Consider the following 13,319-nt stretch of genomic DNA (forward strand, 5'->3'; position numbering starts at 1 on the left):
TGCGGAAAACCGCCCGGCGCACCCAGATTAAGCGCCCCAGGTATCGCTCAGCCTATAGCCACCGGGCCACGGGTCGTCAGGGTCCAGCATGTGCTGATGGGTTCCGGTAATCCAGCCACGACCGCTGATCTCGGGCACGATCGCCGCGCGGTCGCCAATCGTGGTGGCCTCGACGATCTTTCCCGAAAACCGCGACCCGATGATCGAGATCGCCTCGAATGTCTGACCTACGACCATTTCCCCTTTGGCAGCCATCAGCGCCATACGCGCCGATACTGCGGTTCCGGTCGGAGACCGATCGACCTTGCCCGGCTGAATGGCCACTGCGGATTTACCGCGCAATCCGGTTTCCGTAGTGTCAAGCGGGCCGCAAAATGCGCAAAATGAGATGTGGTTCCACTCGCTGTTTGTGGGGTGGTTGAATCCAATCTGTTCGTTGGCTGCATTCGTTATTGCCACGCCCAATCGCGCGATTTCGCGTGCTGCGTCTTCGGTAATGTCAAACCCAATAGCAGCCGCATCAACCACAACGAAACTGTCTCCGCCAAATGCGGTGTCCACCGTCAGAGTACCGATGCCCGGCACTTCAAGAGGTACTGCGATCTTGTCGGCATAGCTGGGAAGGTTCCTTACAAAAATTCGCTCGGCTTTACCGTTCCGACACTCGGCACGCACATGGACCAATCCGCCAGGAGCCTCCAACGTCAGATGCGTGACGGGTTCCTGCATCGGGATAATCTCACTATCCAACAGCACCGTAGCCACGCAGATCGAATTCGACCCGGACATAGGCGGCGTGTCTTCAGGCTCCATAATGATAAAAGCGGCGTCAGCGACCGGGTGTTTCGGCGGGACAAGCAGGTTTACATGACGAAAGACTCCACCGCGCGGTTCGTTGAGAACGAAATTCCGCAGTGTCTGATCTTGCGCGATGAAAGACCTCTGGTCCCACAAGGTGTCGCCCGGCGGCGGTTGAACACCCCCGACAATTACGTCGCCAACTTCGCCTTCGGCATGGGCTGAAATGACGTGGACCGTCTTCACACTCCGCATTACCCCTCCTTAAAACCGCGCTGGCGAATACGGGGCCAGCGAGACCGGAGCGTTTTGACCATCCAGAACCGCACCGACAATCTCTGCAGTCCCCGCCGACTGCGTCAGCCCAAGGTGCCCGTGACCGAACGCGTAGATGACGTCGGCTGAATTGGGCGATACTCCGATCACGGGAATACTGTCAGGCAATGACGGTCGAAAACCCATCCATTGGGTGCCGCCTTCGGTTTTCAGGCCCGGCAGGAAGTCCTCGGCCTTTTTAAGCAACGTGTCCGCGCGCTTGAAGTTTGGAGGCAGCTTCAAACCTGCCAACTCGACCGCGCCGCCTACGCGTACACCGCCGTTAATTCGGCTGGCCACGAACCCGTGGCGAGAAAACGTGAGATGCATCCGCAAGTCAAATGCGCCTTCTGGCAGAGTCGTGTTATATCCCCGCTCTGTCTCAAGAGGGATGTGATCGTCTAGCGTCTGCGCAAGGTGATGTGACCACGCACCGGCCGCCACCACAACCTTGGCAGCGTCTATGGCACCCTCCTCCACCGTGATGCGCACGCCGGTTTCCAACGGGGTCAGCGCGCGAATATCGCGCCGCTCGATCCTTCCCTGGCGATCTCGGAACGCCTGCGCCAGATGCTCGACCCATTTCTTCGGATCGACGACATTCAGCCAGTTTGGAGTAAATCCGGCATGCGTGAAACGCGGGCTGAGACCCGGCTGCCTTTCTGCAATCTCGGCCCGGCTTTCCAACAGCTCGAACTCGATTCCATATTCACGGCGCAATTCCCACGCGGGCAGGCTGGCGCGGTATTCATCTTGGGATTCGTAGAGCTGCATCTGCCCGTCACGCTGCATCAGCGCTTCGCCATCGACGGATGGTATCAAACGATCCAATGCCGCGCTGGACAGCTGCATCAAGTTGACCTGAGCGCTAAGCAACTCGGCATATCGACCGGGCTGACTTGCCCGCCAAAAGCGGAACATCCAAGGGGCAATTTTCAATGCGTAAGCCGGAGGAACTGACAACGGCCCCAAAGGGTCCAACAACCACCTTGGCGCTTTTCGCATAATACCGGGCGTCGCCAGCGGCTCGACTTCGGGAAATGCAAAGGCACCGGCATTTCCTGCCGAGGTTTGAGCAGCGACTCCATCCCTGTCCAGAACCAGAACGTTATGTCCCCGGCGCTGCAATTCAAGCGCAGTGGTGATGCCGATTACACCGGCTCCGATGACGACGACCTGTTCAGTCATGGCGCAATTCCCAACCGAAACGGATCAGTTTCAGCAAAGATCAAGTTGGACTCGGCCATAACGAAAGCCTGTCCGGTTATCGAAGGGATAACGCCGCCATCCGAACCGGGCTGGTATGACAGCTGGTAAGTGCTTCCAATCACACTCTGCTGAGTGATTTCCTCTCCCGGAGACAGTAGACCATCAGCAGCCAAACAAGCCAACCGCGCTGAACTGCCGGTGCCGCAGGGGGAACGGTCGTAGTTGTTGTCAGGGCACAGAACAAAGTTCCGGCTGTAAATAGTCTCGTCTGGCGAAGCGTCCTGAAAGATCACGTGATCTATTGGCTCGCCCTTTTCGCCACCGACCCCCTGCGCGATCGACGCTTGCCGGATCGCGATACTCAGATCGGTCAGCTGCCCGATATTGCCAGTTTGGACCGGAATCGGGCTGGGATCGACGATGAAAAACCAGTTTCCCCCGTAGGCAACATCGCCGGTTACTTCCCCATAGTTGGGCACGTGAACTGAAATGTTGTGATGGACCCGCCGGCTTTCGATATTTGTCACGGTCACCGTGTTGGCATCATGAAGCTGGGCGGTGACGACCCCGGCCGGAGTCTCAATCCGGTGCGACCCTATCCCTATCCGCCCCATATGGGCCAGGGTCACTGTCAGCCCGATCGTGCCATGCCCACACATGCCCAGAACGGCATCCACATCGAAAAATATCACGGCGGCAACACATGTCGGGTCCACCGGCTCGACCAGCAAAGCCCCGACCATCGCGGGCTGACCGCGCGGTTCAAGCATAACCGACCGATAGAACTCCTCGTGTTCGCTCGCCAGCCGACGAGCGCGCTCTACCAAAGAGCCGGACCCCAGATCGGGCGCACCGCTCAGGATAACCCGCGTTGGTTCCCCTCCGGTGTGGCTGTCGATCACATGCATTCAGCGATCACCCCGCCCTGTTTCGACCAATCGGCAAACCAAGACCCGAACAGGGCATATTGTTGCTCACAATAATTCCGCTGCGCATCGGTCAACTCGTCCGTTTCATTGAAGTGCAGACGGTATTCTTCTTCACCGTTCAACACCAGCAAGTGCTTGTAATAAAGCACCAGGTCCGGGCCTTCGTCAAAGCTTGAGAGAACATGAATAGCCTCGGTCAATTCTTGCCCACGCTGACGGGCCTCTGCATTGCCCTGAGCCGCTTTTTTGGACAACGCCGCCAACAACAAAGCCTCGCGCGGCAAGGCTGTTCCAATACCAGTGATCGAACCGGTTGCGCCGCAGTTTACGAACCCGTGGTAGACCTCGGTATCGACACCGACCATCAAGGTGACCTGATCGTCTTGGCTGGTGATGTTTTCAGCCGCGTAGCGCAGGTCATCTTTTCCACCAAACTCTTTGAAACCGATCAGGTTGGGATGTTCTGCGCGCAGGGCAAAAAACAAGTCCGCCCGCGTCGCGAAGCCATAATAAGGGCTGTTGTAAATAATCGCGGGCACATCCGGGGCCGCCGTCAAGATAGCCTTGAAATGGTTCTTCTGAGCGGTCGGGGAACTGCCGCGTGACAGAACGCGCGGAATGACCATAAGACCGACGGCACCGACTTTCTGAGCATGGGCGGCAAGAGCGACAGCCGACTTCGTATTTATAGCGCCGGTTCCAACAACCACGGGCAGCCCCGCTGCAATCAAACGCTCAACACCTTCCATGCGCTGCTCATCTGTCAACAAGGGCCAGTCCCCCATTGATCCGCAATAGACGACAGCCGACATTCCTGCTTCGATCATCTGCTGCCCTTTACGGACCAGCGCATCAAAATCAGGGGTGCGGTCGGCCTTACAGGGGGTCATCAACGCAGGCATGGTACCCGTGAAAACATTGGTCGACATCGGCGTTTCCTTCCAAAAAATTGAGTTCGGGCGCAGAAATCTGGCCCTTTGGTTTCGCCTTATCGGATATTGGATACAAAATCCAGAAGAAATGCAGATCAAGAAAAACGCGCCGGATCGATGGACCGGCGCGCTTGCTCCAAGCTGGAATTTGCGATCAACGAAGCCGTTGACCAGTGCCTGAATCAAACAGCATGGCGCGCTCGGGGCGAACGACAATGCCGATCTGCTCACCTTGCTTGCTGCGCTGGTCTTCGCGTTCTTCGACGATCAATTTGTCGCCATTCGGTGTCAGCAGATACGAGTAACTGACTCCACCCAAAGCCTCCGTCAGATCAACGGTGCAGGTCTCACCCGTGCGATCAACCTCGATATGCTCGGGACGGATGCCCAGAGTCACATTGGTCATTTCGGCGGGCACAGTCACACTCAGCGCCAAAGGTTCACTCAGCGCGGGATGTGAAACCCTGCCGTCCACGACATCGCATTCCAGAAAATTCATCGCCGGAGATCCAATGAAACCGGCAACAAAACGATTGTCCGGGTCGCGGTACAGATCCATCGGAGCGCCGACCTGTTCGATCCTTCCGTCGCGCAGCACCACAATCTTGTCGGCCATTGTCATTGCTTCGACCTGATCATGGGTTACGTAGATCATAGTCGCGCCAATTTCATTGTGCAGACGGGCGATTTCAACGCGCATCTCGACCCGCAGTTCGGCATCCAGGTTTGAAAGAGGCTCATCGAACAGAAACACCTCTGGCCCTCGCACAATCGCGCGACCGATTGCGACCCGCTGACGCTGACCGCCTGACAGCGCCTTTGGCTTGCGCTTCAGGTACTGATCCAGCTTCAGGATACTGGACGCTTCCTGCACCTTCTGGTCGATTTCAGATTTAGCGACGCCGTTCATCCGAAGGCCGAAACCCATATTTTCAGCCACCGACATATGCGGATACAGGGCGTATGTCTGAAAAACCATCGCAACACCACGTTTGGCGGGGTCCACATGGGTCACGTCCCGAGCGCCGATGTGAATCTGCCCCTCCGAAGTCTCCTCCAGCCCCGCGATCATCCGCAGCAACGTGGACTTGCCGCAACCCGAAGGCCCGACGAACACGCAAAACTCGCCGTCTTCAATCTGTAGATCAATACCGTGAATAACCTGCGTTTCGCCGTAGCGCTTAATCGCTTGGTTCAGAGTCACACCCGTCATGTCGCTTGCATCCTGTCATTGTCTGCGTCCGGGCGGGTTTCAGGGAACCGCCACGCCTGTGCTTCGGCCCCAATCTGATCCGCCACACGGCGAACACGGGGAACCCAAGTCTCCAACTGGTTAAAATCCATTCGCTCGGTGGTCCCTGTCACCGAAATTGCCCCCAGCATCCGCCCTCCTGCCGTCAGAATGGGGCAGGCAACGCAGATGATGCCGGGCTCGTGTTCCTCGTCATCGACCGCGTACCCGCGATCTCGGATCATCTCCAGATCGGCTCTCAGAGCTTCCTCTGATGCAAGGGTCTTTTCTGTAAACCGATGAAAACTTTGTTGTGACAAGGCTTTGTCCAGCGCCGCATCGTCCAGATAGGCCATCATCGCCTTGCCGACGCCCGTACAATAGGCCGGGCCCACCTTTCCGGCCTGCGAGAACATCTCTATCGGCTGTGTCGCGTTCCGTTTGTCGACATACAACACCTGCCCCGAATCCATCTGCGCCAGATGCACGGTCTCTCCCGTTTCGCGGCTGAGGGCTTCCATAAAGGGCCGCGCAATCGGGGCAAGTGAGCTCTGGGTCCATGCCGCATGCGCCAGCCTGACCAATCGCAGCCCCGGCGCATAGGTCTGCCGGTCGGGATCGTATGACAGCATGCCCTGATTGGTCAGGGATTGCAGAAACCGATACAGCGTTGCCTTGGGGAAAGTGCTGGTGTCCAACAGCTCTCCGAATCGAACCGGGCGCTGAAAGGCAGCCACCTGATCCAGCACATCACATGCTTTTCCTATAGTTCCGTCACCAGCCACGGGCGCGCAGTCTCCTCCGTTTACCCACGTCCATTGGCACGAGGGTCTTGACAAGCGTAACCGATTCGATGTGTAGTTTTCAATATATAAAACTTGGTTTCAATATTTGGAACTGAATGGAAGCTAAGGGAGGAAACCATGCATTCCATCTACAAGCGCACTACGGCCGCGCTGGCCATGAGCGTTGCACTTGCTGTTCCGGCAGCCGCCGAGCTGACTGGTGAACTGCGAATTTTCCTCGATACGTCGAACCCGGCGCCACGCGCGACGATGGAAGCGATGATCGAGCGGTTTCAGGCGCAGCACCCGGACCTTGCTATCGAAACAACCGTCATAGACCGCGAGGCATACAAGACGCAGATCCGCAACTTTCTAACCGCGGACACGCCGGACGTCGCAACCTGGTATGCAGCCAACCGAATGAAGCCATATGTCGAGGCCGGCCTGTTCGAGGACGTGTCCGATCTGTGGGCCGAGCCCGAGATCGCCGACAACCTCGCATCGACCAAAGGCGCGATGACCATCGACGGTAAGCAGTGGGGCGTGCCCTATACCTACTACCAGTGGGGCGTTTACTACCGCAAAGACATCTTTGATGAGCTGGGCCTGTCCGAGCCGACCACCTGGGAAGAAGAACTGGCAAACTGCCAGAAAATCGTCGATTCAGGCCGTGCCTGCTATACGATCGGGACAAAGTTCCTTTGGACCGCGGGTGGCTGGTTCGACTATCTGAACATGCGTACCAACGGCTTCGACTTCCACCAGCAACTGGCCAATGGCGAAGTCAGTTGGGAAGACGATCGCGTCAAACAGACTTTCGCGAACTGGAAACAGCTGATCGATATGGGCGCTTTCATCGACAACCACCAGACCTATAGCTGGCAGGAAGCCCTGCCCTTTATGGTGAATGGTGAAGCTGCCGCCTATCTGATGGGCAACTTCGCTGTCGCACCGCTGCGTGAGGCCGGTCTCAGCGACGATCAACTCGACTTCTACCAGTTCGTTGCCATCAACCCCGATGTTGAACTGGCAGAAGACGCACCGACCGATACGTTCCACATCCCAGCAAACGCGTCCAACAAAGAAGCCGCGCGGGAATTCCTGCGGTTCGTTGTTTCGGCTGACGAACAGACCGAAATCAACAACGGCTCGAACCTTGGACAGCTCCCGGTCAATGCCAAGTCTTCGGTCGACAACGACAAATTCCTGAACCAAGGCTTCGAGATGCTTTCGTCAAACAGCCCCGGCGGTGTGGCCCAGTTCTGGGACCGTGACGCACCGGCTGAAATGGCCAAGGTGTCGATGGAAGGTTTCCAAGAATTCATGGTAAAACCTGACAACGCCGACCAGATCCTCGCCAAGCTCGAGCGCGCGCGTCAGCGTATCTACGACAACTGATCCGGCATGGGCCGGGCTGAAGCCCGGCCTACGTCACCCTCAATTGTAGGGCGAGCATCAGCCCGCCCTCGCCCCACCAGACCCGAGATACCCTATGTCCGCTGTCGACACCCCGGAACAAGAAAGCTGGTTCCACCGAAACCAACAACGCATCGCGCCTTGGCTGTTTCTGGCCCCCGGCCTGTTGTTCTTAATGGTTTACGTGATCATCCCGGTCTTTCAGTCCTTCAACTTGTCACTTTACGAATGGGACGGGCTTGGCGCGGCCGAATATGTCGGCTTTCGCAACTACGAAGACCTGTATTGGGAATGGGTCGACCGGGATGCCTTTTTCGTATCGCTCAAGAACAACCTGATCTGGCTGCTCCTTTATCTGGCGGCCATCCCGGCGGGCCTGTTCATCGCGCTATTCCTGAACCAGACGGTTTGGGGCATCCGGCTTTACAAATCCTTGTTTTTCTTTCCCTTCGTGATTTCGCAGGTCGTCGTCGGGCTGGTTTTCACATGGTTCTATGACCCGACATTCGGGCTTCTGAACGAATTTCTGGGCTTCTTTGGCCTCGGACCGTTGAATGTTCTGGGGGATGAACGGTTCGTCACCTATGGCATCATCGTCGCGGGCCTCTGGCCGCAAACGGCGTATTGCATGATCCTCTATCTGACTGGCCTGAACGCGGTGGACCCCGAACAGATCGAGGCCGGACGTCTGGACGGAGCCAAAGGTGGACGGATGCTGTGGCACATCATCCTGCCGCAACTGCGCCCGGCCACCTTCATCGCCTTTGTCGTTACAATCATCGGCGCATTGCGGTCGTTTGACCTGATCTCAATCATGACACAGGGGGGGCCGTTCGGTTCGTCCCGTGTGCTGGCCTATTACATGTTTGAGGTCGCGCTGTCCGAATACGGTTTCCGCATGGGGTACGGCGCGGCCATCGCGGTGATCCTGTTCCTGATCATGCTCTGCTTCATCGCCTATTTCCTGTGGTCGATGTACCGCGAAGAGAGAGGGCACTGAGATGTTTCCCAAACCTATCGAAAAACAATCTCGCGCGGCACAGATTTCGTATCAGGCCATGTTGCCGCTTGCCCTTCTGCTGTGGCTGGGGCCGTTGCTGGCCGTCGCCCTGTTTTCGGTCAAACCGGCTGCGGACTTTACCAATGCGAACTACTGGGGCATGCCCTCCAGTTTCGAGGGCGCGTTCAACTATGGGCAGGTCTTCTTCAACTCGGACATGCCGCGGTATCTGCTGAACTCGTTCCTGATCACAATCCCAACCGTGATCGGGGCCGTTGCCCTTAGCTGCATGACCGGGTTCGCGCTGGGGATTTACAAGTTCAGATCGAATCTTTGGATTTTCTTCATGTTCGTGGCGGGCAATTTCGTACCGTTCCAGATTCTGATGGTTCCGGTACGCGACCTGACGCTGCAACTGGGCCTGTACAACACCAAAACCGGCCTCGTCCTGTTCCACATCGCGTTCCAAACAGGCTTTTGCACCCTGTTCATGCGCAACTTTATCCGCGCCCTTCCGTTCGAGTTGATCGAAGCAGCCCGGGTCGAGGGTATCAGCGAATGGCGTATCTTCTGGTACGTCGTCCTGCCACTGATGAAACCGGCGATTGCGGCGCTGAGCGTGCTTATCTTTACCTTCATCTGGAACGACTATTTCTGGGCCGTCGTCCTGACCCAAGGGGCCGAAAGCCAGCCGGTCACTGCAGGTATCACCAGTTTCAATGCGCAGTTTCGGGCCGCCTACCAGTTAATGAGTGCTGGTTCGATCGTGGCCGCTCTGCCTCCGGTCGCCATGTTCTTTCTCATGCAGAAACACTTCATCGCGGGGCTGACCCTCGGTGCCGTAAAATAACGCCAAACCAAAGGTTTGCAAAATGACCAAGATTGCATTCGTTGGAGCAGGCTCCACGATTTTCATGCGAAACATCGTGGGCGATGCGCTGCTTACCCCATCCCTGGCGGACAGCCACTTTGCGCTGATGGACATCGACGCAGAGCGGCTGGCCGAAAGCGAAACTGTTGCAAAGGCCATGATCCGATCGGTCGGAACGGGCGCGACGGTCACCACCCACACAGACCGACGGGCGGCCCTCGACGGCGCGGATTTCGTGATCACCGCGTTTCAGGTGGGCGGCTACAAACCCTGCACGGTCACTGATTTTGAAATCCCGAAACAATACGGCCTGCGCCAGACCATCGCCGACACGCTGGGCGTCGGAGGCATAATGCGTGGTCTGCGCACGGTACCCGTGCTTTGGGACGTCGCGCAGGACATGATGCAGCTTTGTCCCAATGCGACATTGCTGCAATACGTCAACCCGATGGCGATCAACACCTGGGCGCTGGCCGAGCGGTTTCCAGCTCTGAAACACGTGGGTCTGTGCCATTCGGTCCAGAACACGGTCGAGGAACTGGCGCATGATCTGGACCTGCCCAAGCATGACATCCGATACAAGGTTGCAGGCGTAAACCACGTCGCCTTTTTCTTGCGGTTGGAGCACGAAGGGCGCGACCTCTACCCGGCGCTTCGTCAGGGCTATGCCAGTGGGCGGTTGCCAAAGCCCCCTTTGCTGATGCCACGGTGCCCGAACAAGGTGCGATACGAAGTGATGGATCACTTGGGCTATTTCTGCACCGAAAGCTCAGAGCATCTGGCCGAGTATGTCCCTTGGTTCATCAAAGAGGGACGACAGGACCTGATTGACCAGTTCGGGATTCCGCTGGACGAGTATCCGACACGTTGCGAGGAACAGGTCGCCAGTTGGAAAGAACAGGCCAAAACGCTTACCGATGGCCGTAACATCACAGTAGAGCGCAGCCACGAATTTGCCGCCGACCTGATGAACGCGATTGTCACGGACACACCCTATGTGGCCTACGGCAACCTGCCCAATACAGGACAGATACCGCAATTGCCGCTTGGCGCAGCAGTTGAGACCCCTTGCCTCGTGGACAGCAACGGCGTTCAGCCTTCTGTCGTAGCAGATATACCGCCGCAACTGGTTGCGCTGATGCGCACTCAGATCAACGTGCAGGAACTGACCGTTCGGGCTTTGGTCGAACAAAACCCGGAGTTTATCTATCACGCTGCGATGATGGACCCGCATACCGCCGCCGAACTGGACCTCCGACAAATCCGAAACATGGTCAGCGACCTTCTGACCGCCCATGCTGATTGGCTGCCTGACTGGTGCCAGCCCGCCAAAGCTGCTTGAAGGGGCAAATCCTATGACCAAGAAACGCCGCTCGGAACACTGGTACGGAAAGCTGGACAAGGACGGATTCATCCACCGCTCGTGGATGAAGAACCAGGGTTTTCCCGATCACGCTTTTGATGGCCGCCCCATCATCGGCATCTGCAACACATGGTCGGAACTGACCCCCTGCAACTCGGGCCTGCGCGATCTGGCCGAGGGCGTGAAATGCGGCGTGTGGGAAGCCGGAGGATTTCCCGTCGAATTCCCCGTCATGTCGCTGGGCGAGACGCAGATGAAGCCCACGGCCATGTTGTTCCGCAACCTGCTGGCGATGGATGTCGAGGAATCCATCCGCGCTTATGGCATCGATGGTGTCGTCCTGCTGGGCGGCTGCGACAAGACCACGCCGGGGCAGTTGATGGGTGCGGCCTCGGTCGATCTGCCGTCCATCGTGGTCAGCTCTGGCCCGATGCTGAACGGCAAGTATCGGGGGCAGGACATCGGGTCGGGCACGGATGTCTGGAAATTCTCCGAAGCCGTGCGCGCCGGAGAGATGACGTTGCAGGATTTCATGAACGCTGAATCCGGCATGTCGCGCAGCGCGGGTGTCTGCATGACGATGGGCACGGCCTCGACCATGGCCTCATTGGTTGAGGCGATGGGGATGAGCCTGCCTACCAACGCCGCCCTGCCCGCAGTTGACGCGCGGCGCATGGCGCTGGCGCATCTGACCGGCAAACGGATTGTCGAGATGGTGGACGAAAACCTGAAGCCGTCGGACATCCTGACCAAAGAAGCGTTTGAAAACGCCATCCTGACCAATGCGGCAGTCGGCGGTTCGACCAATGCGGTCGTGCACCTGTTAGCACTTGCCGGTCGTGTCGGAGTGGATCTGTCGCTGAAAGATTTTGAGATCGGGTCAGAAATTCCCTTGTTGGTGAACTGTATGCCCTCGGGCAAATACCTGATGGAAGATTTCTGCTACGCCGGTGGTGTGCCGGTCGTTCTGAATGAACTCAAACCCTTTCTGCGACCCGCGAAAACCGTGCTGAACAAGGACATCTCGGCCCATTACGAAGGGGCGGAATGTTTTAACCGCGATGTGATCCACGGCTTTGATGATCCTGTGAAACCCGCGGCAGGGCTGCGCGTACTTCGCGGTAATCTGGCACCGAACGGAGCGATTGTGAAACCCTCGGCCGCTACGGATGAATTGCTGGAGACCGAGGCAGAAGCCTATGTTTTTGAAAACATCGAAGACTTGAAAGCCAATATTGACCGCGAAGACCTGCCGGTGACACCCGAGACCATTCTGGTCCTCAAGGGATGCGGTCCCAAGGGCTATCCGGGGATGCCCGAAGTAGGCAACATGCCGATCCCTGCCAAATTGGTAAAAGAGGGCGTACGCGACATGATCCGTATCTCGGATGCGCGCATGTCTGGCACGGCTTTTGGCACCGTCATTCTGCATGTCAGTCCCGAAGCACAGGCGGGTGGCACGCTGGCGCTGGTCAAAACCGGCGACCGTATTCGCGTGTCCGCCCGCAAAGGCGAGCTAGAGCTGTTGGTCGACCAAAATGAACTGGACGCGCGCCGCGCAGCCTGGCAACCGGACGACCCGCATTACACTCGCGGATACGCTAAACTTTACATTGATCACGTGTTGCAGGCCGATCAGGGTGCCGACCTTGATTTCCTTGTCGGCAAGGACACCCGCTTAGTTACCAGAGAGAGTCATTGATGGACCAACCTGCCACTTTTCACGACCTGAACGGGGCCACTGTCTACATCACTGGTGGCGGATCGGGAGTCGGCGCATCGCTGACCGATGGGTTTATGGCTCAGGGTGCCAATGTTGCCTTTATCGGCCGCTCTGACGCCGCCGCGTTTGTCGAGCAGATGCGCGACAAACACGGTCGCGCGCCCTTGTTCATGCAGGGCGACATGACGGATACCGAGTTGCTGCACGCGACGATGAACCAAGCCGCCGAGGAATACGGCCCAATCAACGTGCTCGTGAATAACGCCGCCAACGACAAACGCCACTCCTTAGAAGAAACCACGACCGAATTCTGGGACTGGATGATCGAGGTGAACCTCAAGGCATATTACTTTGCCTGTCAGGAGGCCGCCCGACAGATGCAGGACAAGGGCGGGTCGATCATCAATTTCAGCTCAATCAGCTACATGATGGGCAACGCCGGTTATCCAATTTACACGACCTCAAACGCTGGAATTACCGGGATGACCCGTTCTCTGGCGCGTGAGTTGGGCCCGCAGAACATCAGGGTAAACGCGCTGGCGCCCGGATGGGTGTTGACGCAAAAGCAGTTGGACGTGTGGGCAACGCCCGAGGATCTGGCCGCGCATATGGACCGGCAATGCCTCAAGGAACACCTGACGCCAGAAGACATGATTGCGCCAACCTTGTTTCTGGCGTCCCAAACCAGCCGCGCGATGACAGGGCAATGCATGGTTGTCGATGGTGGCGTAGTGGTGACGGGGTAGC

At 57.5% G+C, this 13,319-nt stretch carries 12 protein-coding genes; 6 read left to right on the forward strand and 6 right to left on the reverse strand.

What is annotated here, in order from left to right; genetic code table 11:
• Positions 1–27: 27 nt before the first annotated feature.
• The 6 genes from ACR0LH_RS14950 to ACR0LH_RS14975 all read right to left on the reverse strand — a co-directional run bounded on the left by ACR0LH_RS14950 (position 28) and on the right by ACR0LH_RS14975 (position 6,199).
• A complete protein-coding gene (locus tag ACR0LH_RS14950) occupies positions 28–1,053 on the reverse strand; it encodes a trans-3-hydroxy-L-proline dehydratase (protein ID WP_480721572.1) in 1,026 nt (341 codons plus the stop codon).
• A gap of 9 nt (positions 1,054–1,062) precedes the next feature.
• Positions 1,063–2,301 carry an FAD-dependent oxidoreductase gene (locus ACR0LH_RS14955; RefSeq protein ID WP_170415957.1) on the reverse strand — a complete coding sequence of 413 codons (1,239 nt, stop codon included), beginning with the start codon at positions 2,299–2,301 and terminating at the stop codon, positions 1,063–1,065.
• Positions 2,298–3,230, reverse strand: a complete 933-nt coding sequence (locus ACR0LH_RS14960) for a 4-hydroxyproline epimerase (protein WP_170415958.1) — start codon at positions 3,228–3,230, stop codon at positions 2,298–2,300. The genes ACR0LH_RS14955 and ACR0LH_RS14960 overlap by 4 nt, the downstream gene beginning before the upstream one ends.
• Entirely contained in the window at positions 3,221–4,180 is a 960-nt protein-coding gene (locus tag ACR0LH_RS14965) for a dihydrodipicolinate synthase family protein (protein ID WP_170485894.1), read from the reverse strand. The genes ACR0LH_RS14960 and ACR0LH_RS14965 overlap by 10 nt, the downstream gene beginning before the upstream one ends.
• Positions 4,181–4,337: 157 nt before the next feature.
• Entirely contained in the window at positions 4,338–5,396 is a 1,059-nt protein-coding gene (locus ACR0LH_RS14970) for a sn-glycerol-3-phosphate ABC transporter ATP-binding protein UgpC (protein WP_170415962.1), read from the reverse strand.
• Positions 5,393–6,199 (reverse strand): IclR family transcriptional regulator, encoded by an 807-nt coding sequence (locus ACR0LH_RS14975; protein ID WP_170415964.1) that lies wholly within the window; start codon positions 6,197–6,199, stop codon positions 5,393–5,395. The genes ACR0LH_RS14970 and ACR0LH_RS14975 overlap by 4 nt, the downstream gene beginning before the upstream one ends.
• A 138-nt stretch (positions 6,200–6,337) precedes the next feature.
• Between ACR0LH_RS14975 and ACR0LH_RS14980 the strand changes: the two genes are divergently transcribed.
• From ACR0LH_RS14980 to ACR0LH_RS15005, 6 genes are all read left to right on the forward strand, one after another.
• Positions 6,338–7,597, forward strand: coding sequence for an ABC transporter substrate-binding protein (locus ACR0LH_RS14980; RefSeq protein ID WP_170485895.1), 1,260 nt, complete (start codon positions 6,338–6,340; stop codon positions 7,595–7,597).
• 94 nt (positions 7,598–7,691) lie between these two features.
• Complete coding sequence (locus ACR0LH_RS14985; protein WP_480721574.1) at positions 7,692–8,615, forward strand: carbohydrate ABC transporter permease; 924 nt, start codon at positions 7,692–7,694, stop codon at positions 8,613–8,615.
• A 1-nt stretch (position 8,616) separates the two neighbouring features.
• Positions 8,617–9,465, forward strand: coding sequence for a carbohydrate ABC transporter permease (locus tag ACR0LH_RS14990; protein WP_170389207.1), 849 nt, complete (start codon positions 8,617–8,619; stop codon positions 9,463–9,465).
• 22 nt (positions 9,466–9,487) lie between these two features.
• Positions 9,488–10,828, forward strand: a complete 1,341-nt coding sequence (melA, locus tag ACR0LH_RS14995; protein ID WP_170415968.1) for an alpha-glucosidase/alpha-galactosidase — start codon at positions 9,488–9,490, stop codon at positions 10,826–10,828.
• Between the two features lie 13 nt (positions 10,829–10,841).
• On the forward strand, positions 10,842–12,551 hold the full coding sequence (locus ACR0LH_RS15000; RefSeq protein WP_480721575.1) for an IlvD/Edd family dehydratase: 1,710 nt from the start codon (positions 10,842–10,844) through the stop codon (positions 12,549–12,551).
• Positions 12,551–13,318 carry an SDR family oxidoreductase gene (locus ACR0LH_RS15005; protein ID WP_170415972.1) on the forward strand — a complete coding sequence of 256 codons (768 nt, stop codon included), beginning with the start codon at positions 12,551–12,553 and terminating at the stop codon, positions 13,316–13,318. Before ACR0LH_RS15000 ends, ACR0LH_RS15005 begins: the two co-directional genes overlap by 1 nt.
• The last annotated feature ends 1 nt before the right edge of the window (position 13,319 follow it).

The organism is Ruegeria sp. CL6, from assembly GCF_056536465.1.